Genomic DNA, 24850 nt, shown 5'->3' with positions numbered 1-24850 from the left:
GGCCGTGATCAGCCCAGGCGGGTCATCCAGTTGTGGGTGTCGGCGAAGGTGCCGCGCTGAATGCCGGTCAGGGTGTCGCGCAGCGCCATGGTGACCTCACCGGGCTGGCCGTCGCCGATGGTGAACTCGCCGGCCGATTCGCCGTGCCCGTACTTCACATGCGCGACGGGCGTGATGACGGCGGCGGTACCGCAGGCGAACACCTCGGTGATCTCCCCCGCGGCGGCCTTCTTCTGCCACTCGTCGATGTCGATCTTGCGTTCCTCGACGGCGAAGCCGGCGTCAACCGCCAACTGCAGCAACGAGTCCCGCGTGATGCCGGGCAGGAGCGAGCCGGACAGCTCGGGGGTGACCAGTCGTGCCGAACCACCACTGCCGAACACGAAGAACAGGTTCATGCCACCCATTTCTTCGACGTACCGGCGCTCGATGGCGTCCAGCCAGACCACCTGGTCGCAGCCCATCTCGGCGGCCTGCGCCTGCGCCAGCAGCGACGCGGCGTAGTTGCCGCCGAACTTGGCCGCGCCGGTGCCGCCCGGGCTGGCCCGCACGTACTCGGTGGACAGGTAGACCGACACCGGCTTGATGCCGCCCTTGAAGTACGCGCCGGCGGGCGAACCGATCACCAGATAGCGGTACTCGTTGGCGGGGCGCACACCCAGGCCGGGCTCGGTGGCGATGATGAACGGGCGCAGGTACAGCGACGCCTCACCACCGGCGGCCGGCACCCATTCGTTGTCGACGGCGATCAGCTGGCGCAGTGACTCGACGAAGACGTCGCCGGGCAGCTCCGGGATGGCCAGGCGCCGGCACGACGACTGCAGCCGGGCGGCGTTGGCCTCCGGACGGAACGACACGATCGAGCCGTCATTCCAGCGGTACGCCTTCAGACCCTCGAAGACCTCCTGCGCGTAGTGCAGGACGATCGCCGACGGATCGAGCTCGATGGGCCCGTATTCGGTGACCCGTGCGTCGTGCCAGCCACGGTCGACGGTGTAGTCGATGGCCACCATGTGGTCGGTGTGGAACCGCCCGAATCCGGGGTCGGCCAGAACCTGAGCCCTTACCTCATCGCTCGCCGGGTTGCTCGCGCGCGAAACGGTGAATTCGAGGGGGCCATCGGTCATATGCCGATTGTATCGCCCGTGGCTAGCGCGTTTTCGCCGCGGCTAACGCGTCTTGGCCGCCACGAACGGCGGCGCCACGACCTCGCATTCGAGCGCCCGGCCGCGGACGTCGACGGTCACCCGCGCGCCGTCGGCGATGTCGGCCGCGGTGTCGAGCAGTGCCAGCGCGATGCCGACCTTGAGGCTCGGCGAGAAGGTGCCCGACGTGGTGATGCCCACCGGCTTGGCAGGTACCTCCCCCGTCGCTTCGCTCGCCCCGGCGTCCAACACTGTCAAACCGGCCCGCAGCACGCCACGTCCGACAGCCTTCAGGCCGCGCAGCGTCCGCTTCGGCCCGGCTTCCTTCTCCGCGAGCAGCGCGTCGCGGCCCCAGAAGGCGTCCTTCTTCCAGCCGATGGCCCAGCCGCAGCGGGCCTGCAGCGGCGAAATGTCCAGCGACAGTTCATGTCCGTGCAGCGGGTAGCCCATCTCGGTGCGCAGGGTGTCGCGCGAGCCCAGCCCGGCGAGTTCACCGCCGGCATCCTTGACCGCGGCGACGAGCGCGTCGAAGACCACGCCCGCGCGGTCCCACTCGGGCAGCAGTTCGTAGCCGTGCTCACCGGTGTAGCCGGTGCGGCACACCCGAACCGGGACGCCGTTGTACTCGGCGTCGGCGTAGCCCATGTAGTCCATGTCGGTCGGCAGCCCGAGCGCGGTGAGCACCTCGGTGGACTTCGGCCCCTGCACCGCGAGCACGGCGTAGGAGCGGTGCTCGTCGGTGATGGTCAGTTCGGGCGGGGCGACGCGCTGCAGCTCGGCGACCACGGCGGCGGTGTTGGCCGCGTTGGGCACCAGGAAGATCTCGTCGTCGGAGACGTAGTAAGCGATCAGATCGTCGATCACCCCGCCGGACTCGTTGCAGCACAACGTGTATTGCGCCTTGCCGGGGCCGATGCGGCGCAGGTCGTTGGTGAAGGCGGAGTTGACGAACTCGGCGGCGCCGGGGCCACGCACGAGCGCCTTGCCGAGGTGGCTGACGTCGAAGAGCCCGACGGTCTCGCGGGTGGCGTTGTGCTCGGCCACGGTGCCGGCGTACGACACCGGCATCAACCAGCCCCCGAATTCGGCGAAACTCGCCCCGAGTTCGCGGTGACGGTCTTCCAGCGGGCCCTGCAACAGTTCGCTCACGGCCAGTCAGCCTAGTGCTTGCGCCTCGGATCGCAGTCGGTATGTGGCTGTGATCCGAGGCGTTGTGGATCGTGCCCACGACCCGCGTGACTGGCAGACTCGTGTCGTGGTCGACCACAGCGACACGATCGCGCATTTGCGGCAGGCGATCGGGGCCATCGAAGCCACGAGTGCCGACCTCCCACGCTTATCGCCGGAGGCGAGGAAACGCCGGACGGTACCGAAACGGCGACCCAAACCGAAGAAGAACCCCGACGGCACCTGGCCACCAATCACGTATCAGGGCATGCCAGAAGGCGACGACTGGTTAGACAACCGGCCGGCCAGGTATAGCGACGGACACAAAGGCTTCGACCGCCGCATCTGCAAAGAACTCGCCGCTGTCGGGGTCCGGTGCTACACGCTAAACGACCTGGCCGACCGCGCCCGAACCGTCCCGCAAGGTATCCCGATCTTCGTCGACTGGCTCAATCACCTCGAAGTTCGCGTCCCCGGGCCCGAAACCGAACATCGCGAACTTCTCCGAATCGGGCTCATCCGCGCGCTGGACGACCCGGCCGCCCGGGGTAACCGGGACGCAATCGATGCGGTGGTAGATCAACTCCGGCGCCGGCCGCCGCCGACCGGAAGAGTCCAAGACGATGCCGAACCAACACTTGCGCGCATCGCGACTGCAGCAGATTTGCCTGCTATCGCGGCAATCATGGAAGAGCTGCCGCCCAGGTTCACGCGCGGCTCCCTCATCGAATACCTCGGCCGCGTGAAAACCGCTGAGGCGCAGGAGATTGCATTGAACTGGCTGGACGGCAGGTACGTGCAGTCGGCGATCAAGGCCCTCATAGCGATGAAAGCAACCGGCGTCCGCGCTCGTGTCGAGCGCTATGTCGACGACCCCAGCGCGCAGGTCCGCAAACTGGCCAAGCGCGCCCTCGAACGGCTCCCCGACTAGATGACACCGGCCCTCCGGCTACCAGAGCCGATGATCGCGGATCGCCCCGCCGGTCCCCCGGTAGCTGGCAGACTCGTTTCGTGGTCGATTTCGACGCCCTGGAAGCCGCGGGCATCGCCGATGCCCGCCGGCGCGCGCCGCTCATCGAGTATCTGGACGGCCTGGGCTTCACTGCGGAGCAGATGGTCGCGGCCGAGCGCCAGGGGCGGTTGTTCGGCTTGGCCGGCGACGTCGTGCAGTGGTCGGGGCAGCCCAGCCACAGCCTGACCGCCGCCGCCGAGGCGCTCGGATTACCGCTGGCCGACGTTGAGCAGGCCTGGGCGGTGCTGGGCCTGACGGTCGCCGACCCGAACACACCGACGCTCACCGACAACGACATCGAGGCGCTGCGCACCTGGGCCGACCTGCGGACGGCGATCGGCGACGACGCCGCGACGGGCTTCCTCCGGGTGATCGGCGCCAGTGTGGCGCGGGTGGCCGAGGCGCTGGCGTCGATGAGCCGCGCCGGTCTGCCGGAGCTCGACCTGGCCCACAGCCACGACGAACTCGTGACGGCGCAGGCCTACCGATCGGCGGCCGCCTTCATTCCGCGCATCGGCGGCATGATCGACTCTTTTCACCGCCACCATTTGTTCGCTGCCCGAACGTATTTCGATGCCGTCGCCCGCCACGAGCCATTGACAGTGGACTGCGGTGTCGGGTTTGCCGACCTGTCCAATTTCACGCAGCTCACGCAACGGCTCACGCCCGCCGACCTGACGAGTCTGCTCAACGAGTTCAACGCCATCACCAACGACGTGGTGCACGCCGACGGCGGCCGGGTGGTCAAGTTCATCGGCGATGCGGTGATGTGGGTCAGCGCCACACCCGAGTCGCTGGCGCGGGTCGCCATGGACCTGGTGCACCATCCACGGCCGAAGATGGCCCACATCAGCGTGCGGGCCGGTCTGAGTTTCGGCTCGGTGGTGGCCACCGGTGGTGATTACTTCGGCAATCCAGTGAATCTGGCGGCCCGCCTGGTGGCCGCAGCCGAGCCGGGGCAGATCCTGGTGGCCGCGCCGTGGTACGACATGCCGGGCAAATGGCCGGTGGCGCCGCGGGAGCCCTTGGTGCTCAAGGGCTTCAACGACCCGGTGACCGCATTCGAGCTGTGCCCGGAGGCTGAGCGGGCGGCCCGGCAGGCCTGATGACTAGGGTGGGACCGGTGAGCAGCGCACCCGGTTACCAGTCCCCCGCCGTCACCGTCGCATCCGCCCTGCCGTCCGATCTGGACGCCGCGGTGCTGATCGTGCCGGTCATCACCGGCGAGAACGACGAGGCCACGGTTCTGGCCAACCCGTTCCTGGACGCCGAAGCCACCGGCGAGATCGAGGTGGCATTGAAGACCCTGGGCGCGAAGGGCTCGACCGAGCAGGTGACGCGCGTGCTCGTGCCGTCGCTGCCGGTGGCCAGCGTGCTGGCCGTCGGCCTCGGCAAGGACCGCGACGAGTGGCCGGCCGACGTCATCCGCCGCGCCGCCGGCGTGGCGGCCCGCTCCCTCAACGGCACCGAGACCGTCGTGACCACCCTGTCCGAAGTGGACGTGGCCGCGGCCGTCGAAGGCCTGATCCTCGGCGCCTACCGCTTCTCCGAATTCCGCAGCGCGAAGACCGCCCCGAAGGAGACGGGCCTCACGGCGCTGACGGTGCTGTCCACTGCGGACGACGCCGAGACCGCAGCGGCCCGCGGCGTCGACGTCGCGACTGCCGTGGCGACGGCCCGCGACTTCGTCAACACCCCGCCGAGCCACCTGTACCCGGGCGAATTCGCCAAGCGCGCAAAGGCTTTGGGTAAGTCGGCGGGCCTCGAGGTCGAGGTGCTGGGCAAGAAGGAACTGGAGGACGCCGGCTACGGCGGCATCGTGGGTGTCGGCAAGGGTTCGTCCCGCGGGCCGCGCCTGGTGCGGCTGACCTACCGTTCCGGCAAGAAGAACGCCAAGAAGGTGGCGCTGGTGGGCAAGGGCATCACCTTCGACACCGGCGGCATCTCGATCAAGCCGGCCGCCAACATGCACCACATGACCTCCGACATGGGCGGTGCCGCGGCCGTCATCGCGACCGTCGTGCTGGCAGCGCGTCAGAAGCTGGCGGTCGACGTCACCGCGACCGTCCCCATGGCCGAGAACATGCCGTCGTCGACGGCGCAGCGGCCCGGCGATGTCCTGACGCAGTACGGCGGCACCACCATCGAGGTGCTCAACACCGATGCCGAGGGCCGGCTCATCCTGGCCGACGCCATCGTCCGCGCCTGCGAGGACAACCCCGACTACCTGATCGAGACGTCGACGCTGACCGGCGCGCAGCTGGTCGCGCTCGGTACGCGTACCCCGGGCGTGATGGGCAGTGACGAGTTCCGCGACCGGGTCGCGAAGCTGTCGCAGCAGGTCGGCGAGAACGCGTGGGCCATGCCGCTGCCGGAAGAGCTCAAGGACGACCTGAAGTCGACGGTCGCCGACCTGGCGAACGTCAGCGGCGCGCGCAACGCCGGCATGCTGGTGGCCGGGGTGTATCTGCGCGAGTTCGTCGCCGACGGCGTGCAGTGGGCACACCTCGACGTCGCCGGCCCGGCATACAACACCGGCGGCCCGTGGGGCTACACCGGCAAGGGTGGCACCGGCGTCCCGACCCGCACGATGTTCGCCGTGCTGGAGGACATCGCCGCCAACGGCTGATCACGCACACAAGGACGGCTCGGCGGTAGCTGAGACGACGGCAGTTACCGAATTTTTCTACCGCCGAGCTTGTCCGAGGCGTACCGTTCCTGCATGAATAAGTACATTCAGCTGGCTGCCGTCACAGCCACTGTTATCGGCATGGAATTAGCCGGGATGAGCGGCGCCACACAGGCGCTTGCCGATCCCGAAGACGAGGACATCATCGCCGACCAGTTGTGTCCCTTCCGGAATGTGATCGACCGGCTGGGCGGCGACGATCAGTGCGACCCCAGATACAACAACGGCGACAACAACGGCGGCGGCCTGTTCTACAACAACGGCATGCCGTGCGACAGCGTCGCGTTCCAGAACCCGGCCTGCAATCCCACGGTCAACGTGAACGTGAACCACGAGGGCGAAGTCACGCACAACGTCAACGTCAACGGCGAGCCGCCCCGATAGGCCGCCCTAGCCGGCTTTGCTGCCGACCTGAGCCAGTTGCAGCTCTGGCGTGGGCGCGGCGCCGGCGACATGCTCGGCGAGTTCGCGGGCGGCGGTGGCGAGCAGCTCCGGATGTGACATCGGCGACCAGTGTCCCGACTCGATGTCCCGGCGCCACAACTGCGAGACCCATTGGGGCGTCTCGTCGTAGAGGTACGGGCGCACGAACTGGTCGCCGCGGTTGACGATCACCTGCACGGGCACCGTGACGTAGTGGTCGCGCCGGCCCGAGAACAGGGTGCGCCAGTAGTTGGCCGGGTACACCTTGAGGCTGTTCGCGGCGTCGGTCGCGAAGGTGTCCGAATGCCGAATCTGGTTGTCGGACATGCCATCCAGCCACTTCAGCAGGAGCGGAATGATGGTCGGCACGCTGGCGCGCACCAGCACTCGCGCCACGAGCGGGATCGAGAAGAAACCTTGGTATGTCAGCCGCAGGAACTGCGACACCGATTGCCGGAACCGCGCCGGCCGATACGGCCGCTTGAGACCCTCCATGATGAAGCGCCGGGTGTGGTCGGCGCTCGGCCCCGAGGTCGAGGTGAACGACGCGACGCGGTCCACCGACTCCGGTCGCGACAGGTACTCCCAGATACCGACCGAGCCCCAGTCGTGGGCCAGGACGTGGACCTTCCGACCGGGCGCCAAGGCGGCGATGACGGCCGCGAAGTCGTCGGCGTAGTGCGCCATGGTGTACGACGAAACCTTCTTGGGCACACCGGAATTGCGCGAGCCGCGGTTGTCGTAGCGGATCACCCGGTAGGTCTCGGCGAGGTGCGGCACCGTGGCGTCCCACATGTCGTGCGAGTCGGGCCAGCCGTGCACCAGCACCATCACCGGGCCCTCGGGGTTGCCCTCGTCGTAGGTCGCGATCCGCGTCCCGTCGGCACTGTCCACAAACTGCATCGCCACACCCGCCTGACCTCAAAGTATCCCGTACCGCCGGTACTGGTTCGATTGCGACAGTAGCCTGCTCAGCGAGGGTGTCAACACAGCGGGACAAAGTCCCGACCCGCCCCTCCTCGACTGCGCGAGCATGACAGGATGGGCCCTGTAGACATTCGAAGTGACGAGCGACTTTTCGAGGAGTCAACGTAATGGCCATCTCCGTCCAGATGCCCGCACTCGGTGAGAGCGTTACCGAGGGGACCGTCACTCGATGGCTCAAGCAGGAGGGCGACACCGTCGCGGTCGACGAGCCCCTGCTCGAGGTGTCCACCGACAAGGTCGACACCGAAATCCCGTCGCCGGCAGCCGGTGTCCTGACCAAGATCGTCGCGCAGGAAGACGACGTGGTCGAGATCGGCGGCGAGCTCGCCGTCATCGGTGAGGCCGGCGAGTCCCCGGCTCCGTCCGCCCCCGAGCCCGCCGCGGCACCCGAGCCGGAGCCCACCCCGGCTCCCGAGCCCGCCGCCGAAGCCCCGGCTCCGGCCGCCGAAACTCCCGCGCCGGCACCCGCATCGGCCCCCGCCCCGGCCGCCTCCGACGCGACCGACGCCACCTCGATCGTGATGCCGACGCTCGGCGAGTCCGTCACCGAGGGCACCGTGACCCGCTGGCTCAAGAAGGTCGGCGACTCCGTCGAGGTCGACGAGCCCCTGGTCGAGGTGTCCACCGACAAGGTCGACACCGAAATCCCATCGCCGATCGCCGGCGTGCTCCTGTCCATCACCGCCGACGAGGACGACGTCGTGTCCATCGGTGGCGAGCTCGCCAAGATCGGTGCCGCCGGTTCGGCCCCGGCCGCCGCCCCGGCCCCCGAGGCCCCGGCACCGGCACCCGCCCCCGAGCCTGCCGCCGCGCCGACGCCACCGCCGGCTCCCCCGGCTCCGGCCGCACCGACCCCGCCGCCGGCCCCCGCACCCGCTCCCGCCCCGGCCGCTCCGGCGCCCGCGGCTCCGGCTGCTGCGGCCCCGGCCGCGTCGTCGTCGGACGACGCCAGCCCGTACGTCACCCCGCTGGTGCGAAAGTTGGCTGCCGAGAACAACGTTGACCTCGCATCGGTGCAGGGCACCGGTGTCGGTGGTCGCATCCGCAAGCAGGACGTGCTCGCCGCGGCGGAGGCCGCCAAGGCCCCGGCCGCACCTGCCGCCGCTTCGTCCGCCCCGGCCCCCGCAGCTCCGGCGGCGAAGGCCCCGGCCACCGCACCGGCTCCGGCCCTGGCCCACCTGCGTGGCACCACGCAGAAGGCCACCCGGATCCGGCAGATCACGGCCAAGAAGACGCGCGAGTCGCTGCAGACCACGGCGCAGCTGACGCAGACCCACGAGGTCGACATGACCCGCATCGTCTCGCTGCGGGCGCGCGCCAAGAACTCGTTCGCCGAGCGCGAGGGTGTGAACCTGACCTACCTGCCGTTCATCGCCCGCGCGGTGATCGACGCGTTGAAGATCCACCCGAACGTCAACGCCAGCTACAACGAGGAAACCAAGGAGATCACCTACTACGACGCCGAGCACCTCGGCTTCGCGGTGGACACCGAGCAGGGCCTGCTGTCGCCGGTCGTGCACAACGCCGGTGACCTGTCCCTCGGTGGCCTCGCGCGGGCGATCGTCGACATCGCCGACCGCGCCCGCTCGGGCAACCTGCGGCCCGACGAGCTGGCCGGTGGCACCTTCACGATCACCAACATCGGCAGCCAGGGCGCCCTGTTCGACACCCCGATCCTGGTTCCGCCGCAGGCGGCCATGCTCGGCACCGGTGCCATCGTCAAGCGGCCGCGGGTTGTCGTCGACGAGAGCGGCAACGAGTCGATCGGTGTCCGGTCGGTCTGCTACCTGCCGCTGACCTACGACCACCGCCTGATCGACGGCGCCGACGCCGGACGGTTCGTGACCACCATCAAACGTCGTCTCGAAGAGGGTGCGTTCGAGGCCGACCTGGGGCTGTAATCCCATGGCGCACGCGGTCATTGCCATCGCGGGCTCGTCGGGACTCATCGGTTCCGCACTGGTGTCGGCGCTGCGCGCCACCGACCACCGGGTGGTGCGCATCGTGCGCCGGCAGCCGGCCAACGCCGACGAGGTGTACTGGAACCCCGACGCCGGCGACTTCGACTGGCGCACGCTGCGTGACGTCGATGCCGTGGTCAACCTGTGCGGCGTGAGCATCGGGGCGCGCCGCTGGTCGGGAGCGTTCAAGCAGAGCCTGCGTGACAGCCGGATCGTCCCGACCGAGGTGCTGACCGATGCCGTCGTCGACGCCGGGGTGCCCGTGCTCATCAACGCCAGTGCCGTTGGTTTCTATGGCGATACGCGCGACCGCATCGCCGATGAGCGATCCCCCGCCGGCACCGGCTTCCTGGCCCGGCTCTGTCTGGACTGGGAGGCCGCAACCCGGCCGGCCGCCGACGCCGGCGTCCGCGTCGTGCTCGCGCGCACCGGCCTCGTGCTCGCACCGGCCGGCGGCATGCTGGCCCGGCTCCGCCCGGTCTTCGGACTCGGCCTGGGTGCCCGGCTGGGCAGCGGGCGCCAGTACATGCCGTGGATCACGCTGGAGGACGAGGTGCGGGCCCTGCTGTTCGCGCTCAATCACGACGACCTGTCCGGCCCGCTGAATCTGACGGGCCCGGCGCCGGTGACCAACGGCGAGTTCACCGAGGCGCTGGGACGCGCGCTGCACCGCCCCACCCCGCTGCTGATGCCCGGTTTCGCGCTGCGGGCCGCACTCGGCGAGTTCGCCGAGGAGGGACTGCTCGGCGGCCAGCGGGCCATCCCGGCCGCGCTCGAGGACGCCGGCTTCGAGTTCCACCAGCGGACCATCGGCGAGGCGCTGTCGTACGTCACCGCCCCCAACGCGGCCTGACTCCGGCAGGCGTAGCGTCAGTTCAGTGACGATCCGATCTGCCTGCGGCCCGATCGACGTGCGCCGCCTCGGCACCATCGACTACAACGACGCCTGGGAGCTGCAGCGCGAGCTCGCCGCCGCCCGCTCCGACGAGCGCGGCAACGACACGCTGCTACTGCTCGAGCATCCGCCCGTCTACACCGCCGGCCGCCGCACCGAACCGCACGAGCGGCCGATCGACGGCACCCCCGTCATCGACACCGACCGCGGCGGCAAGATCACCTGGCACGGCCCCGGGCAACTGGTGGGCTACCCGATCATCGGCCTGGCCCAGCCGCTCGACGTCGTGAGATTCGTTCGGCTGCTCGAGGATGCGCTGATGACGGTGTGCGGCGAACTGGGCCTGCAGACCATCCGGGTGGACGGCCGGTCCGGTGTCTGGCTGCCGGCCGACGACCTGCGGCCCGAACGCAAGATCGCCGCCATCGGCATCCGCGTCGCCCGCGGCACGACGCTGCACGGCTTCTCGCTGAACTGCAACTGCGACCTGAGCGCGTTCGGCGGCATCGTCCCGTGCGGCATCGCCGATGCGGGCGTCACGTCGCTGACGAAGGAGTTGGGCCGCGAGATCGCGCCCGAGGACGTCATCGACCGGGTGGCCGAGGCAGTGTGCGACGTACTCGGCGCTCCGTCCGTCAAGGCGCTCGGCGCCGCGGCACTAACATCGACACCATGAGCGTCGATCCCGGTAACCGCAAGCTGCTCCGCCTGGAGGTCCGCAACGCGGAGACGCCCATCGAGCGCAAGCCGCCGTGGATCAAGACCAAGCTCAAGATGGGCCCCGAGTACAAGGACCTCAAGAGCCTGGTCAAGCGGGAGGGCCTGCACACCGTCTGCGAAGAGGCCGGCTGCCCCAACATCTATGAATGCTGGGAGGACCGCGAGGCCACCTTCCTGATCGGCGGCGAGCAGTGCACCCGCCGCTGCGACTTCTGCCAGATCGACACCGGCAAGCCCGCCGAACTGGACCGGGACGAGCCGCGCCGGGTGGCCGAGAGCGTGCACACCATGGGCCTGCGGTACTCCACCATCACCGGCGTGGCCCGCGACGACCTGCCCGACGGCGGCGCCTGGCTGTACGCCGAGACCGTCCGCCAGATCCACGCGCTCAACCCGAACACCGGTGTCGAGCTGCTGGCGCCCGACTTCAACGGTGTGCCCGCACTGCTCGAAGAGGTCTTCGACTCGCGCCCAGAAGTGTTCGCGCACAACGTCGAAACCGTGCCGCGCATCTTCAAGCGCATCCGCCCGGCGTTCCGCTACGAGCGCAGCCTCGGCGTCATCACCGCCGCCCGCGACTACGGCCTGGTGACCAAGAGCAACCTGATCCTCGGCATGGGTGAGACGCCCGAGGAAATCCGGGTGGCCCTGCAGGACCTGTACGACGCGGGCTGCGACATCGTCACCATCACGCAGTACCTGCGTCCGTCGCCGCGGCACCACCCCGTCGAGCGGTGGGTGCGACCGGAGGAATTCGTCGAGCACCAGCAGTTCGCCGAGGGTCTCGGGTTCGCCGGTGTCCTGGCCGGACCGCTGGTCCGGTCGTCCTACCGGGCCGGCAAGCTGTACGCCCAGGCTGCCCGGTTACGGCCACCGGTTTCCTGAATCTATCCTGGTGGCATGGCGAAGACCACCAATCCTGCCGCTGTGAAGGCCGCGAAGGCCGAGGCGAAGGCGGCGCGCAAGGCCGCTTCGAAGCAGCGCCGCGCCCAGCTCTGGCAGGCGTTCCAGATTCAGCGCAAAGAGGACAAGCGGCTGCTGCCGTACATGATCGGCGCGTTCGTCCTGATCGTGGGCCTCGCCGTCGCGATGGCCGCGTACTCCGGCGGCATCTTCAGCTGGATCACGCTGCCCATCCTGGGTGTGCTGCTCGGCGCGCTGGTCGCGTTCATCATCTTCGGCCGACGCGCGCAGAAGTCGGTCTACAGCAAGGCTGACGGCCAGACCGGCGCGGCGGCCTGGGCACTGGACAACATGCGCGGCCAGTGGCGCGTCACGCAGGGCGTCGCCGCCACCGGCAGCTTCGATGCCGTGCACCGCGTGGTCGGCCGGCCGGGTGTGATCTTCGTCGGCGAGGGTTCGCCGCAGCGCCTGAAACCGCTTCTGGCGCAGGAGAAGAAGCGCACCGCACGACTGGTCGGCGAGGTGCCGATCTACACCATCGTGGTCGGCAACGAAGAGGACCAGGTGCCGCTGGCCAAGCTGGAACGGCACCTGACCAAGCTGCCCGCCAACATCACCACCAAGCAGATGGACGCGCTCGAGTCCCGTCTGGCCGCCCTCGGTACCAAGCTGGGCCCCGGCGGCCTGCCCAAGGGCCCGCTGCCCGCGGGCGCCAAGATGAAGGGCATGCAGCGCACCGCGCGTCGCAAGTAGCCCGCCCCCTGCGATTTGTGCACGATTTTCCGCGCTGACCGCGGAGTGGTGTCTCGGGACATCGCTGACACTTATGTCTCGGGACATCGCTGACAGTCAGTGTGCGGGTTTGGGTGCGCGGGTGCGGTAGGTTCGCGTGGTTTTGTCGCCGGGCTGGTAGCGGCGGGTTGGGTCGGCGGTGAGTGCGCGGATCAAGGTGGTGCCGCTGAAGATGGCGATGTGGTCGCCGTCGCGGATGCAGTCGCAGTGGTGCCCAGCCCAGTACCGGCCGACGTTGATGACGTAGGGCGGCACGAACACCCGACCGGTGGTGTCGTTGACGGTGCCGGTGGTGACGAACACCGGGGCCGGCAAGGGCCGGTCGGCGGGGCGGGCGCGTTCGGTGGCGGCGAAAGCCTCTGCGGGAGTGGCTCCGCCGAGTGCTCGGTGTGGTCGTTGGTGGTTGTAGAAGTGTCGGAACGCCTCGAGCAGATCGTCGAGATCAGCGACCGTGTCCGGGGTGGGGTGCGCGTGGAGCCACTTTTTGAGGGTCTGCCAGAACCGCTCGATCTTGCCGCAGGTCTGCGGGTGATAGGGAGTGGAGTTGATCGTTTTGACTCCCAGGGCGCGTAGGTTGGCCTCGAACGTCGTTTCAAACCCGAGCCGCCGCCCGGTGTACATCAGTCCGTTGTCCGACAACGACATTGACGGAATCCCACACTCACCGATACCGGCCAGCACCACCGACCACACCAACTCACCGGTGCCGGGCCCGGCCGCGGCGGCCAACCCGACCAGGTAGCGAGAATGATCATCAAGGCTGCCCGCAATGGCCACCGCGGTGCCGTCGGTCAGTGCCCATTCGGTCCAGTCTGATTGCCAGCAGTCGTTCGGGCGATCGAAGACAAACCGTTTGGTCGCTGACTTGGGGCGTTTACGCGGCTGCGGGGTGATCGCACCATGGCGAGTCAGGATCCGCCAGATCGTGGCCGGTGCAGGCACATCAGCATGGCCCTCACGCTGCAGGGTCCAGTGGATCGAGTGCGCGCCGTGATCCCGGCCGGCCTCCAACAGTTCTTTGCGGCGGCGCAGCACCAGCTCCTCGACCGCGGCCGCGGTCTGTCCGGGACACGACATCGGCCGACGTGACCGCTGTTCGAGTCCGGCCAGCCCCAGCTGCCCGAACCGTTTTCGCCACTTGTAGAACGTCTGCCGACTGATCTGCTGATCCCGGCAGAACGCCGCCACATTCTCGACCTGCCCGGCCAACGCCGTCGCGGCACGAATATCCATCGCCGTCACCTTCTGGGCCATGAACCACGATGGGTCCACAACCTCACTCAGGTGTCAGCGATGTCCCGAGACATCCATGTGTCAGCGATGTCCCGAAACAGAACACCGCGCTGACCGCGGAAAATCGTGCACAAATCGCTTTGGTCAGCGGCGCAGGACGGCGGTGTTGGTCAGCCGGTCCTGTAGCCCGCGGCCGTCGGCATCGGTGAACAGCGCGGGCACGGCCAGCAGCACGAGCAGCATGCGGACGAAGGCGCGGCCGAGGCCGACGTACTGGCTCCGGCCGACGGACACGACCCGCAGCCCCAGTGCGAACTGGCCCGGCGTGAAGGTGAAGAGCCGCACCGACACCGTGCCGACGACGACCCAGGCGATCACCGCGGGTGTGCCGTGCCAGACGTACTGGTATTCGTATTCGCTCAATCCGCCGAACACCACACTCAGGGTGCCGAGGCCGTAGCAGATCAGCCAGTCCACCAACAACGCGGCGAAGCGGCGCCCGAATCGGGCGAGGGAACCCGGGCCGGTTTCCGGCAGGCCGAGGGCTTTACCCGGGTATGTGGAGTCATCAACGGGGCGCTGCGATTCGGGCCCGGACAGCCACGAACCGAGCCGGAATTCATCAGCACCTGCCATGGTGTCAGGATAGGCGTGCGCGCTCATGCAACCGAACCGCGCGGCGGGTGGTCCACGGTTCCAGGAACCACCGATCGCGTAACGTCCGCGAAACATACGGTTGATTGGCGTGCAACATCGTGTCCCTAGGTTCAACCGCGGGTAACACCAGTAAAGGAGATCACTTACGTGGCAGAAAAGACGTCTGACGACATTTTCAAGCTGATCAAGGACGAGAACGTCGAGTACGTCGACATCCGTTTCTGCGATCTGCCTGGTGTTGTCCAGCACTTCTCGATCCCGGCTTCGGCTTTCGACGAGAGCGTTTTCGAAGACGGCCTCGCGTTCGACGGTTCGTCCGTGCGCGGCTTCCAGTCCATCCACGAGTCCGACATGATGCTGCTGCCGGACGCCAATACCGCGCGCATCGACCCGTTCCGCGCCGCCAAGACGCTGAACCTGAACTTCTTCGTGCACGACCCGTTCACGCGTGAGGCCTACTCCCGTGACCCGCGCAACGTCGCACGCAAGGCCGAGAACTACCTGAAGAGCACCGGCATCGCCGACACCGCCTACTTCGGTGCCGAGGCCGAGTTCTACATCTTCGACTCCGTCGCCTTCGACTCGAAGATCAACGGCACGTTCTACGAAGTCGACTCCGAGTCGGGCTGGTGGAACAGCGGCGAGCCCTACGAGGCCGACGGCTCCCCCAACCGCGGCTACAAGGTCCGCCCCAAGGGTGGCTACTTCCCCGTCGCGCCGTACGACCACTACGTCGACCTGCGTGACGAGATGTCGACCAACCTGATCAACGCCGGGTTCACCCTGGAGCGCGGCCACCACGAGGTGGGCACCGCCGGCCAGGCCGAGATCAACTACAAGTTCGACACGCTGCTCGCCGCGGCCGATGACGTGCTGCTGTTCAAGTACATCATCAAGAACACCGCGTGGGCGAACGGCAAGACCGTCACCTTCATGCCGAAGCCGCTGTTCGGCGACAACGGCTCGGGCATGCACGCCCACCAGTCGCTGTGGAAGGACGGCAAGCCGCTGTTCCACGACGAGTCCGGCTACGCGGGCCTGTCCGACATGGCACGCCACTACATCGGCGGCATCCTGCACCACGCCCCGTCGCTGCTGGCGTTCACCAACCCGACGGTGAACTCCTACAAGCGTCTGGTGCCGGGCTACGAGGCCCCGATCAACCTGGTGTACAGCCAGCGCAACCGCTCGGCGTGTGTGCGTATCCCGATCACCGGCAACAACCCGAAGGCCAAGCGCCTCGAGTTCCGTTGCCCGGACAGCTCGGGCAACCCGTACCTGGCCTTCTCGGCGATGCTCATGGCCGGTATCGACGGCATCAAGAAGAAGATCGAGCCGCTGGCCCCGGTCGACAAGGACCTCTACGAGCTGCCGCCGGACGAGGCCGCCAACATCCCGCAGGCCCCGACCTCGCTGGCCAGCGTCATCGACAAGCTCGAGGAAGACCACGACTACCTCACCGAGGGTGGCGTGTTCACCGAGGACCTGATCGAGACCTGGATCTCGTACAAGCGCGAGAACGAGATCCTGCCGGTGCAGATTCGCCCTCACCCGTACGAGTTCTCGCTCTACTACGACTGCTGAGTCGCGAGCACACGAACTGCCCCTCTCCTCCGGGAGAGGGGCAGTTCTGTATCGGGGTGACGACGTCGGGGGTGCCCGCTTGCCCACCACGAACAAGTACGGTAGCCTAACCATCGCGAGCGTCGCTGCTCGCGGTGCTGACAACCTCACAGGTCAACGGAGAGATTCGTTGGCCTTTTCGTTTCTCTCCAGCCCTATTCACAAGCGAGAGAACGAGGTTCACCCATGTTCACGGTTTTCATGTTGGTCAAGACGAATCCCGAGTGGCTCGGTTTCCCGGTCGCCAAACGGTTCGACGAACTCACCCTGCATCTGCAGCCGATCCTCGACCGCCACAAGTCGGTCAACTTCACGTGGTACGACACGGAGTTCTACACCGCCCGGGTCACCGATGTCTGGATGCTGACGGCCGCCGACCCGCACGAGTACGAGCTGGCGGTCGAAGAGCTGCGCGAAACACCGCTGTGGGACCGGTATTTCGCCATCGTCGAGATCCTGCCCGGAGTCGCGAATGCCTACGCGGACAACTACGGCCGGGCCGCTATCGGATGACCGGTAGCCGGGTCGTCTCTCCCTCCAGGGAGGGGCAGCCCGGTGGCTCATCACCCGTCGCCGCGGCGCTGTGAGGCAAATCGCGAGAATTTGCTCCCATTCCGCAATCTCGCAGCACCTGGCGCGTCACAGGAACCTCATATGATGTCGCCATGGCTCAGACTGACATCGAATCCCGGCTCGACGCTGTAGCTCCCATCGTGCTCTCCGTGTTCCGGATGGTCATCGGCTTCCTGTTCACGATCCACGGCGCCACCACGCTCTTCAAGTGGCCCGTCGACACCAATCCCGGTATGGCCGCACCGGATTTCGGCAGTTTCCCGGGCTGGTATGCCGGCGCCATCGAGCTGATCGTCGGCATCCTGGTCTTCACCGGTCTGGCCACCCGCATCGCCGCCTTCATCGGTTCCGGCGAAATGGCTTTCGCCTACTTCATGGCGCACCAGCCGAAGGGCCTGCTGCCCATCGCCAATGGCGGCGAGCCGGCGGTCCTCTACTGCTTCGCGCTGTTCCTGCTGGTGTTCACCGGCGGTGGCGCCATCGCGCTGGACGCGCTGCGCAAACGCTAGTTACAGACCTCGGTCCACGCGAAACCGCTTGAGTCCGTCGATCTTCTCGGCCAGCGTGGCCGTCGGACCGCTGTAGAACATCCACGGCATCGTGATGTTGCCGGTGATGCCGGCCCGCGCGGCGCGCTCGAAATGCTCCGGCAGATAGGCGTCGGCGAGCGGTGTCAGGATCTCGTAACCCTCGAGCGGTAAACCGTTTTCGACCCGCAGTTCGCGCACCCGCGTCGCCGCGGCGATGGCCTGGTCGGTGGTGATCAAGTCGCCGATCCAGCCGTCGTGGCACGCGGCGCGGCGCAGTGCGATCTCACTGAGCCCGCCGACGTAGACGGGCACCGGAGGCGGCGTCGGCTCCATCTCGAGCCGCGGCACCTGGTAGAACTCGCCGTCGAACGATGTCCAGCCGGGCTGCCACAGCTGCCGGATCAGCTCCAGCATCTCGTCGGTGCGCTTGCCGCGGCGCTCGAAAGTCTGCCCCATCAAGGCGAATTCGTCGGCACACCAGCCCACACCGACGCCGAACTCCACGCGGCCGCCGGACAGGCAGGCCGCGGTCCCGACCGACTTCGCGACCGAGAACGGGTCGCGCATCCCCGGGATGTACACCGTCGTCACGAATTTCACGCGGCTGGTCACCTGCGCGAGGGCGCCGACCAGCACCCACGGATCCGGCCAGTGCGTGAACGGCTGCCAGCGCCGCTGTCCGTCGGGCGTGTACGGGTACGGCGTGCTCAGCGTCTCCAGGTTCACCACATGGTCCGGGATCGCGATGCCGTCGTAGCCGAGTTCGTCTGCGGCCCGGGCGATCTCGGTCAGTTCACTGATGTCCAGGAACGCCAGGGAGACGTAGAACTTCACTCGCGCGCCCAGGAGGGCTTGATGAAGATGCCGTCGGCCTCCACGCTGACACCCTCGGCATCGGACAGCGTGCCGCGGGCGAACGTCTTGATGCCGTCGACTCGGTCTATCCAGGCCTCGGCCCGGACGGGCCCCTGCTTGGTCCCCCGCACGTATCGCAGCGTGATGGTTCCCGTGAAATGTGGTTTGGTCAGCCCGTCACTGGCGGCTTCCCCGAGGATATGGTCGAGCACCAGCGCGCAGATACCGCCGTGCACCAGGCCGGGCGGTCCCTCGTAGGGCAGGCCGAGTTCGAACTCGGCCCAGCACCGGCCGCCGTCCCCCGCCCCGCCCTCATGGTGAATCTCCATCGGCGGGGCGATCGCGTTGCGCACGCCCACACCCGGATTCGTGTACGCCAGCGGCCGTCCGGTGTCGGCATTGCGCAGCGTCGAGGTGCTGCTGTCTTGCACCTCGGCCAGTCGCTCGGTGACCGCTTCGATCGCGGCCTGCGCCTCGGCGATGGTGGCGTCGTCGACACCGGTCCGGATGCCGGCGTCGATCAGCCGGCGCACCGCGTCGGTGAACGGCCGGTACACCGCCAGCTGACGCTCGTATTCGGCATCGCTGATCACGTCGAACGGAAAATCACTCACGCCGCCTACTCCCCGAACACCTTGCGCACCACGGTTTTGGCACGACGAGTCACGCGCAGATAGTTGTCGAGGAAGGCGCCGCCGTCGCCGCTCGGCCATCCGGCTGCCACGGCGACCGCGTTGAGCTGACGGCCCGGTCCGGGCAGTTGGTCGGTCGGCTTGCCGCGGACCAGCACCAGGGCGTTGCGCGCGCGGGTCGCGGTCAGCCAGGCCTGCCGCAGGGTGTCCGTCTCGTCACCCTCGATCAGCTGGGCCGCCTCGATGGCGTCCAGCGCCTGCAGCGTCGAGGTGTTGTGCAGCGTGGGAACCTGGTGCGCGTAACGCAATTGGAGCAGCTGCACGGTCCATTCCACGTCGGCCAGGCCACCGCGGCCCAACTTGGTGTGGGTGTTGGGGTCGGCGCCGCGGGGCAACCGCTCGGCGTCGACCCGCGCCTTGATCCGCCGGATTTCCCGTACCGCATCCGCCGAGACACCACCGGGCGGGTAGCGGGTCTTGTCCGCCATCAGCAGGAAGCGCTCGCCCAGTTCCAGGTCGCCGGCCACCCGGTGCGCCCGCAGGAGGGCCTGAATCTCCCACGGCTGGGCCCACTGCGCGTAGTACGACTCGTACGACGCCAGCGTCCGCACCAGTGAGCCGTTTCGGCCCTCCGGCCGCAGCCCGGCGTCGACCTCCAGCGGCGGGTCGCTGCTGGGCTGCCCCAACAGCGTCCGTACCTGTTCGGCGACGCCGATCGCCCAGCGCACGGCAGTCGAATCCTCCACGCCCGCAACCGGTTCGCAGACGAACATCACGTCCGCGTCCGATCCGTAGCCCAGCTCCCCGCCGCCGAGCCGGCCCATGCCGATGACGGCGATGCGCGCCAGCGGGCCGTCGGCTCGGGAGCGCGCCCGGATCACCGCATCGAGCGCGGCCTGCAGCACCGCGACCCACACCGACGTCAGCGCCTTGCAGACATCGACCACCTCGAGCAGTCCCAGCAGATCCGCCGACGCCACCCGGGCCAGTTCCCGGCGACGCAGGGTGCGCGCCGCGGCGATGGCCCGCACCGGGTCGGCGTGCCGGCCGGCCGAGGCGACCAGCGCGCGGAACACCGCATCTGGTTCCACCTCAAGTAGTTTCGGCCCCTGCGGACCGTCGGCGTACTGCTGCAGGACTTCGGGCGCCCGCATCAGCAGCTCCGGCACATAGGCCGAGGTGCCGAGCACCCGCATCAGCCGCTTGGCGACGGCGCCCTCGTCACGCAGTGTGGACAGGAACCACCGCTGGTCCCCCAGTTCCTCGCTGATCCGCCGGTACGCGAGCAGGCCGGCGTCCGGATCCGGGGTGTCCGACAGCCAGTCCAGCAGCGTCGGCAGCAGCACCTGCTGCACCGTGCCGCGGCGGCCGCTGGCACTGGTCAGCGCGGCCAGGTGCGTCAGCGCGCTCTGCGGGCCTTCGTAACCCAGTGCGGCCAACTGCCTTTCGGCCGCGGCGGTGGTCAGGCTCGGACCGAACTGGTTCCCCACTTCGAGCAGTGGCTGATAGAAGAGCTTGGCGTGCAGGCGGGACACCCGCATGTTCTGCCGCTTCAGGTCCTCGCGCAGGACCCCGAGCGCGTCGTGCTGGCCGTCGGGCCGGATGTGCGCCGCCCGCGCCAGCCAGCGCCACGCCTCGTCGTCGCCGTCCTCGGGCAGCAGGTGGGTCCGCTTGAGTCGCTGCAGTTGCAGCCGGTGCTCCAGCAGCCGCAGAAACTCATAGGACGCCGTGAGATTCGCGGTGTCATCGCGGCCGATGTAACCGCCGGAGCCGAGCGCGGCCAATGCGTCGACCGTGGAGGCGACATGCAGCGAATCGTCATTGCGGCCGTGCACGAGCTGCAACAGCTGGACCGCGAACTCTACGTCCCGGAGGCCGCCTTTGCCCAGTTTCAGTTCCCGCGTGCGTACCCCGGCCGGCACCAGTTCCTCGACGCGGCGGCGCATGGCCTGCACGTCGGGCACGAAATCCTCACGGTCACAAGCGGTCCAGACCATCGGCATCAGCGCGTCGATGTACTGCTCGCCCAGCTCGGCATCGCCGACGGCCGCGCGGGCCTTCAAAAGTGCCTGGAATTCCCAGGTTTTGGCCCAGCGCTGGTAGTACGCGACATGCGACTCCAGGGTGCGGACCAGTTGCCCGGCCTTGCCCTCGGGCCGCAGCGCGGCGTCGACCTCGAAGAAGGTCTCGCCGGCGAACCGCATCATCTCGCCGGCCACCCGCGTGGTCACCGAGTCCGCCGCTTCGGCCACGAAGATGACGTCGACGTCGCTGACGTAATTCAGTTCGCGCGCACCGCATTTACCCATCGCGATGACCGCGAGCCGGGGACCGGGTTCGTCGCCGCACACCGTCCGGGTCGCGACGACAAGTGCCGCCCCGAGTGCCGCATCGGCCAGATCGGACAGGTGCTCCCCGACGGTGACGTACGGCAGCACCGGCTCGTTCTCGACCGTCGGCGCGACGTCCAGCGCGGCCAGCACCAGGATGCGGTCGCGGTAGTAGGTCTGCAATACCGCGGAAGCCGTTGGGGTACCGGCGACTTCGGCCGCCAACCGCTCGAAGTCGTCGAGCATCTCGGCGCGGGACGGCAGCGCGATGTCGCCGCGCAGCAGTCGCCAGGACAGCGGGTGCGCCACCAGGTGATCGCCCAGGGCCAGCGACGAGCCCAGCACGGCGAACAGCCGACCGCGCAGGGCCGTGTCGGTCACCAGCAGTGCGCTGAGTTCGGCCCAGTCGCCTTCGAGGGCGTCCGCGATCCGCACCATGGCGCGCAACGCGCTGTCGGCGTCAGGGGCGCGCGACAGCGACCACAAGAGCGCAACATGCGCGTCGGTGTTCCAGCCGAGCCGGTCCAGATCCGCCCGCGCCGTGGGCGCAACCAGCCCGAGCCGGCCGACGCTGGGCTGCTTGGGGCGCTGCGTCGCGGGGGTGGGCACCACCCGACGTTAGCGCACCACTAGGCCATTACAGCGACAAGTATTCCTTGAGCTCGAACGGTGTCACGTGGCTGCGGTAGTTCTCCCACTCGGTGCGCTTGTTGCGCAGGAAGTAGTCGAAGACGTGCTCCCCCAACGCCTCGGCGACGAGTTCGGACTTCTCCATCTCGCCGAGCGCCACACCCAGGCTCGACGGCAGCTCCTTGTAACCCATCGCGAGCCGTTCCTCGGGCGTCAGGTTCCAGACGTTGTCCTCGGCCTGCGGCCCCAGCTCGTAGCCCTTCTCGATGCCGCGCAGGCCGGCGGCCAGCAGCACCGCGAACGCCAGGTACGGGTTGCATGCCGAGTCGGGGCTGCGGACCTCGATACGGCGTGACGACGCCTTGCGTGGCGTGTACATCGGGACCCGGACCAGGGCGGAGCGGTTGGCCGCCCCCCACGACGCGGCGGTCGGCGCCTCGCCGCCGTGCACCAGCCGCTTGTAGGAGTTCACCCACTGGTTGGTGACGGCGCTGATCTCGCTGGCGTGCGTCAGGATGCCGGCGATGAAGGACTTGGCGACGTCCGACAGCTGCAGCGGATCGTCGGCGCTGTGGAAGGCGTTGGTCTCGCCCTCGAACAGGCTCATGTGGGTGTGCATCGCCGAGCCCGGGTACTGGCTGAAGGGCTTGGGCATGAACGTGGCCCGCACGCCTTCGTTGATCGCGACTTCCTTGACCAGGTACCGGAACGTCATGACGTTGTCGGCCATCGACAGCGCGTCGGCGTAACGCAGGTCGATCTCCTGCTGACCGGGCGCGCCTTCGTGGTGGCTGAACTCCACCGAGATACCCATCGACTCGAGGGCCTCGATGGCGTGCCGGCGGAAGTTCGGTGCCGAGTCGTGCACGGCCTGGTCGAAGTAGCCGTTGTTGTCGGCCGGCACCGGCACCGAGCCGTCGTTGGGGCCGGGCTCCAGCAGGAAGAACTCGATCTCCGGGTGCACGTAGCAGGAGAAGCCCAGATCGCTGGCCTTGGCCAGCTGGCGGCGCAGCACGTGCCGCGAGTCGGCCCACGACGGCGAGCCGTCGGGCATGGTGATGTCGCAGAACATGCGGGCCGAGTAGTGCTTGCCGGTGCTCTTGGTGGTCCACGGCAGCACCTGGAACGTGGACGGATCCGGCCGGGCCACCATGTCGGCCTCGGAGACGCGGGCGAAGCCCTCGATGGCGGATCCGTCGAAGCCGATGCCCTCTTCGAAGGCGCCTTCCAGCTCGGCCGGCGCGATCGCCACGGACTTGAGGTATCCGAGCACGTCGGTGAACCACAACCGGACAAAGCGAATGTCGCGTTCTTCCAGCGTGCGCAGCACGAATTCCTTCTGGCGATCCATGTCCGCAGCGTAGGCAGTAGCTGTTAAATCCGTGTTACCAAGTGGACTCTGTTCGGCATGTTTCGCTGGTGAGACGCTCAGGTCAGCACCGCAATCCCGCCGCAGGCAGCACGGACTGGAGCAGGAACGCCACCACAGCCGTGTCGACACACCGGTCGCCGTTGAACACGACGGTGTGCTGGGTGCCCTCGTAGCTGATCAGTGAGGCGCCGAGTTCGCGCGCCAGATTCACCCCGGCCTGGTACGGCGTGGCCGGGTCGTGCGTGGTGGAGACGACGACGACCTTGCCCGGGCCGGGCGACGCCGGTGCGTGCGGACGGGAGGTCGCGGGCACCGGCCACATGGCGCAGACGTCGCGCGGTGCGTAGCCGGTGTACTGGCCGTAGCTCATGAACGGCGCCAGCTGGCGCGCGCGCTGGTCGGCGGCCGCCCAGGTCGCGGGATCGGTCGGGAACGGCGCGTCGACGCACCGGATCGCGGTGAACGCGTCCTGCAGGGGCGCGTAGCGACCGTTCTGATCACGGTGCTGGTAATCGTCGGCCAGCAGCAGCAGATCGCCGGCGTCGCCGCCGCGCTGCAGTCCGATCAGCCCGCTGGTCAGGAACTTCCAGTACTTCTTCGTATAGAGCGCATTGATGGTGCCGGTGATCGCGTCCGAGTAGCTCAGGCCCCGCGGATCGGACGTCAGGCCCGGACGCAGGGCGAGCGGATTGACCAACTGCTGGTACCGCGCCACGAACTGCGTCGGGTCGGTCCCCAGCGGGCAGCCGACCGACTGCGCGCAGTCCGCCGCATAGTCGTTGAAAGCCGTTTGGAATCCGGCCAATTGGAGCAGGTTCTCGGTGACCGGATCGGCATTGGGGTCGACGGCGCCGTCGAGCACCATGGCGCGCACCCGGTCGGGGAACCGTTCGGCGTAGGCCGCACCGAGTTCGGTGCCGTAGGAGAAACCCAGATAGTTGATCTGCGACTCCCCGAGCGCGGCCCGCACCACGTCCATATCCCTTGCCGCCGAGGCGGTTCCGACGTTGGCCAGGAAGCTGCTGCCCATCTGTTGCAGGCAGTCCTGCGCCGTGCGGCGGCTGACGGCTTCGATGTGCGCCACACCGGCCGGGCTGTAGTCGACCATCGGGTCGCGGCGGTTCGCGTCGAATTCGGCGTCGCTGCGGCACCGCAACTGCGGCGTCGAATGCCCCACGCCACGCGGATCGAAGCCGACGAGATCGAAGCTGCGGCCGATCTCGGTGTCGGACAGCACGGCGCCCATACCCGCGACGGTGTTGACGGCCGACGCGCCCGGACCACCCGGGTTGACCAGCAGCACGCCGAGCCGCTGGCCCGATGCCGGTACCCGGATGACGGCCAGCTTCGCTTGCGGCCCTTGCGGATCCGCGTAGTCGACGGGGACGCTGATGTTGGCGCACCGCGCCGTCGGCAGGTCCGTGGTGTCACCGATGAAGGGTTCGCAGCCACCCCAGGCCGGTGCCTGTTCGTAGTAGGACTGCAGAGATTCGGGAGCCGCGTGCGCGACCGATCCCGGTGCGGCGCTGATGGCCACCAGCAATCCGACGACCCCTACCGCACACCGTCGTCCTCGACTGCCCGCCCGCCACATGGCACACATGGTCGCACGGCGCACAGCCGAGCCGAAGCCTGGTTCCGGAGGGAGACAACCCGGCAATCAGACGGTGACCGAACGGTTATCTCCCGGCGGCACCGCGTTTTTCGCGATGCCGCTATTC

General features: G+C 68.2%; 22 protein-coding genes. 12 read left to right on the top strand and 10 right to left on the bottom strand.

Annotation, left to right across the window (positions count from 1 at the left end):
* Positions 1-8: 8 nt before the first annotated feature.
* Complete coding sequence (locus ACZ5IQ_RS10030; protein WP_020103558.1) at positions 9-1127, bottom strand: branched-chain amino acid aminotransferase; 1119 nt, start codon at positions 1125-1127, stop codon at positions 9-11.
* Between the two features lie 42 nt (positions 1128-1169).
* Complete coding sequence (gene gcvT, locus ACZ5IQ_RS10025) at positions 1170-2294, bottom strand: glycine cleavage system aminomethyltransferase GcvT (protein WP_318985178.1); 1125 nt, start codon at positions 2292-2294, stop codon at positions 1170-1172.
* Between the two features lie 106 nt (positions 2295-2400).
* Here gcvT and ACZ5IQ_RS10020 point away from each other — a divergent pair, with 106 nt between their 5' ends.
* From ACZ5IQ_RS10020 to ACZ5IQ_RS10005, 4 genes are all read left to right on the top strand, one after another.
* On the top strand, positions 2401-3243 hold the full coding sequence (locus ACZ5IQ_RS10020) for a HEAT repeat domain-containing protein (protein ID WP_464481182.1): 843 nt from the start codon (positions 2401-2403) through the stop codon (positions 3241-3243).
* A gap of 80 nt (positions 3244-3323) precedes the next feature.
* Positions 3324-4430 carry an adenylate/guanylate cyclase domain-containing protein gene (locus tag ACZ5IQ_RS10015; RefSeq protein ID WP_464481181.1) on the top strand — a complete coding sequence of 369 codons (1107 nt, stop codon included), beginning with the start codon at positions 3324-3326 and terminating at the stop codon, positions 4428-4430.
* On the top strand, positions 4430-5953 hold the full coding sequence (locus ACZ5IQ_RS10010) for a leucyl aminopeptidase (RefSeq protein WP_464481180.1): 1524 nt from the start codon (positions 4430-4432) through the stop codon (positions 5951-5953). Before ACZ5IQ_RS10015 ends, ACZ5IQ_RS10010 begins: the two co-directional genes overlap by 1 nt.
* 93 nt (positions 5954-6046) lie before the next feature.
* On the top strand, positions 6047-6397 hold the full coding sequence (locus ACZ5IQ_RS10005) for a hypothetical protein (RefSeq protein ID WP_464481179.1): 351 nt from the start codon (positions 6047-6049) through the stop codon (positions 6395-6397).
* 6 nt (positions 6398-6403) lie between these two features.
* On the opposite strand, the gene ACZ5IQ_RS10000 is transcribed toward ACZ5IQ_RS10005, so the two are convergent.
* Entirely contained in the window at positions 6404-7339 is a 936-nt protein-coding gene (locus ACZ5IQ_RS10000; RefSeq protein WP_464481178.1) for an alpha/beta fold hydrolase, read from the bottom strand.
* 191 nt (positions 7340-7530) lie between these two features.
* On the opposite strand from ACZ5IQ_RS10000, the gene sucB reads away from it, so the two are divergent.
* Genes sucB through ACZ5IQ_RS09975 form a run of 5 tightly spaced genes read left to right on the top strand, consistent with a single transcriptional unit; the run spans position 7531 to position 12655 of the window.
* Complete coding sequence (gene sucB, locus ACZ5IQ_RS09995; protein ID WP_464481177.1) at positions 7531-9324, top strand: 2-oxoglutarate dehydrogenase, E2 component, dihydrolipoamide succinyltransferase; 1794 nt, start codon at positions 7531-7533, stop codon at positions 9322-9324.
* 4 nt (positions 9325-9328) lie between these two features.
* Entirely contained in the window at positions 9329-10237 is a 909-nt protein-coding gene (locus tag ACZ5IQ_RS09990) for a TIGR01777 family oxidoreductase (protein WP_212812116.1), read from the top strand.
* Positions 10238-10262: 25 nt separating this feature from the next.
* The gene (lipB, locus tag ACZ5IQ_RS09985; protein WP_406784171.1) at positions 10263-10955 is read left to right on the top strand and encodes a lipoyl(octanoyl) transferase LipB; all 693 of its coding nucleotides are present in this window, start codon (positions 10263-10265) and stop codon (positions 10953-10955) included.
* Complete coding sequence (gene lipA / locus ACZ5IQ_RS09980) at positions 10952-11884, top strand: lipoyl synthase (protein WP_318985182.1); 933 nt, start codon at positions 10952-10954, stop codon at positions 11882-11884. Before lipB ends, lipA begins: the two co-directional genes overlap by 4 nt.
* A gap of 15 nt (positions 11885-11899) precedes the next feature.
* Complete coding sequence (locus tag ACZ5IQ_RS09975; protein ID WP_212812118.1) at positions 11900-12655, top strand: DUF4191 domain-containing protein; 756 nt, start codon at positions 11900-11902, stop codon at positions 12653-12655.
* Positions 12656-12751: 96 nt separating this feature from the next.
* Here the strand turns inward: ACZ5IQ_RS09975 and ACZ5IQ_RS09970 are convergent, their stop codons facing one another.
* Together ACZ5IQ_RS09970 and ACZ5IQ_RS09965 are read right to left on the bottom strand one after the other, a co-directional pair.
* Positions 12752-13948: an integrase core domain-containing protein gene (locus tag ACZ5IQ_RS09970; RefSeq protein ID WP_212814879.1), complete on the bottom strand. Its 1197-nt coding sequence runs from the start codon at positions 13946-13948 to the stop codon at positions 12752-12754.
* 123 nt (positions 13949-14071) lie between these two features.
* The gene (locus tag ACZ5IQ_RS09965; protein WP_212812119.1) at positions 14072-14563 is read right to left on the bottom strand and encodes an RDD family protein; all 492 of its coding nucleotides are present in this window, start codon (positions 14561-14563) and stop codon (positions 14072-14074) included.
* 168 nt (positions 14564-14731) lie between these two features.
* On the opposite strand from ACZ5IQ_RS09965, the gene glnA (ACZ5IQ_RS09960) reads away from it, so the two are divergent.
* From glnA (ACZ5IQ_RS09960) to ACZ5IQ_RS09950, 3 genes are all read left to right on the top strand, one after another.
* A complete protein-coding gene (gene glnA, locus ACZ5IQ_RS09960) occupies positions 14732-16168 on the top strand; it encodes a type I glutamate--ammonia ligase (RefSeq protein WP_073698180.1) in 1437 nt (478 codons plus the stop codon).
* A gap of 225 nt (positions 16169-16393) precedes the next feature.
* A complete protein-coding gene (locus ACZ5IQ_RS09955) occupies positions 16394-16720 on the top strand; it encodes a darcynin family protein (RefSeq protein WP_212812120.1) in 327 nt (108 codons plus the stop codon).
* 152 nt (positions 16721-16872) lie between these two features.
* A complete protein-coding gene (locus ACZ5IQ_RS09950) occupies positions 16873-17289 on the top strand; it encodes a DoxX family protein (RefSeq protein WP_212812121.1) in 417 nt (138 codons plus the stop codon).
* On the opposite strand, the gene ACZ5IQ_RS09945 is transcribed toward ACZ5IQ_RS09950, so the two are convergent.
* The 5 genes from ACZ5IQ_RS09945 to ACZ5IQ_RS09925 all read right to left on the bottom strand — a co-directional run bounded on the left by ACZ5IQ_RS09945 (position 17290) and on the right by ACZ5IQ_RS09925 (position 24732).
* Positions 17290-18144, bottom strand: a complete 855-nt coding sequence (locus ACZ5IQ_RS09945) for a TIGR03619 family F420-dependent LLM class oxidoreductase (protein ID WP_212812122.1) — start codon at positions 18142-18144, stop codon at positions 17290-17292.
* The gene (locus ACZ5IQ_RS09940; RefSeq protein WP_212812123.1) at positions 18141-18779 is read right to left on the bottom strand and encodes a PaaI family thioesterase; all 639 of its coding nucleotides are present in this window, start codon (positions 18777-18779) and stop codon (positions 18141-18143) included. Before ACZ5IQ_RS09940 ends, ACZ5IQ_RS09945 begins: the two co-directional genes overlap by 4 nt.
* Before the next feature lie 5 nt (positions 18780-18784).
* The gene (locus tag ACZ5IQ_RS09935; RefSeq protein WP_212812124.1) at positions 18785-21736 is read right to left on the bottom strand and encodes a bifunctional [glutamine synthetase] adenylyltransferase/[glutamine synthetase]-adenylyl-L-tyrosine phosphorylase; all 2952 of its coding nucleotides are present in this window, start codon (positions 21734-21736) and stop codon (positions 18785-18787) included.
* Between the two features lie 28 nt (positions 21737-21764).
* Complete coding sequence (gene glnA / locus ACZ5IQ_RS09930; RefSeq protein ID WP_073698185.1) at positions 21765-23108, bottom strand: type I glutamate--ammonia ligase; 1344 nt, start codon at positions 23106-23108, stop codon at positions 21765-21767.
* 82 nt (positions 23109-23190) lie between these two features.
* Positions 23191-24732, bottom strand: coding sequence for an alpha/beta hydrolase (locus ACZ5IQ_RS09925; RefSeq protein ID WP_371824565.1), 1542 nt, complete (start codon positions 24730-24732; stop codon positions 23191-23193).
* Between the last annotated feature and the right edge of the window lie 118 nt (positions 24733-24850).

The organism is Mycobacterium toneyamaense, from assembly GCF_055384815.1.
This window is presented reverse-complemented; position numbering and strand designations above follow the sequence as displayed.

Bases quoted from the DNA above. Each gene is read 5' to 3' on its own strand.
- ACZ5IQ_RS10030 (WP_020103558.1), bottom strand. From the start codon at position 1,127: ATGACCGATGGCCCCCTCGAATTCACCGTTTCGCGCGCGAGCAACCCG.
- ACZ5IQ_RS10010 (WP_464481180.1), top strand. From the start codon at position 4,430: ATGACTAGGGTGGGACCGGTGAGCAGCGCACCCGGTTACCAGTCCCCC.
- ACZ5IQ_RS10005 (WP_464481179.1), top strand. From the start codon at position 6,047: ATGAATAAGTACATTCAGCTGGCTGCCGTCACAGCCACTGTTATCGGC.
- ACZ5IQ_RS10000 (WP_464481178.1), bottom strand. From the start codon at position 7,339: ATGCAGTTTGTGGACAGTGCCGACGGGACGCGGATCGCGACCTACGAC.
- sucB (WP_464481177.1), top strand. From the start codon at position 7,531: ATGGCCATCTCCGTCCAGATGCCCGCACTCGGTGAGAGCGTTACCGAG.
- ACZ5IQ_RS09990 (WP_212812116.1), top strand. From the start codon at position 9,329: ATGGCGCACGCGGTCATTGCCATCGCGGGCTCGTCGGGACTCATCGGT.
- lipA (WP_318985182.1), top strand. From the start codon at position 10,952: ATGAGCGTCGATCCCGGTAACCGCAAGCTGCTCCGCCTGGAGGTCCGC.
- ACZ5IQ_RS09975 (WP_212812118.1), top strand. From the start codon at position 11,900: ATGGCGAAGACCACCAATCCTGCCGCTGTGAAGGCCGCGAAGGCCGAG.
- ACZ5IQ_RS09970 (WP_212814879.1), bottom strand. From the start codon at position 13,948: ATGGCCCAGAAGGTGACGGCGATGGATATTCGTGCCGCGACGGCGTTG.
- ACZ5IQ_RS09965 (WP_212812119.1), bottom strand. From the start codon at position 14,563: ATGGCAGGTGCTGATGAATTCCGGCTCGGTTCGTGGCTGTCCGGGCCC.
- ACZ5IQ_RS09955 (WP_212812120.1), top strand. From the start codon at position 16,394: ATGTTCACGGTTTTCATGTTGGTCAAGACGAATCCCGAGTGGCTCGGT.
- ACZ5IQ_RS09950 (WP_212812121.1), top strand. From the start codon at position 16,873: ATGGCTCAGACTGACATCGAATCCCGGCTCGACGCTGTAGCTCCCATC.
- glnA (WP_073698185.1), bottom strand. From the start codon at position 23,108: ATGGATCGCCAGAAGGAATTCGTGCTGCGCACGCTGGAAGAACGCGAC.
- ACZ5IQ_RS09925 (WP_371824565.1), bottom strand. From the start codon at position 24,732: ATGTGTGCCATGTGGCGGGCGGGCAGTCGAGGACGACGGTGTGCGGTA.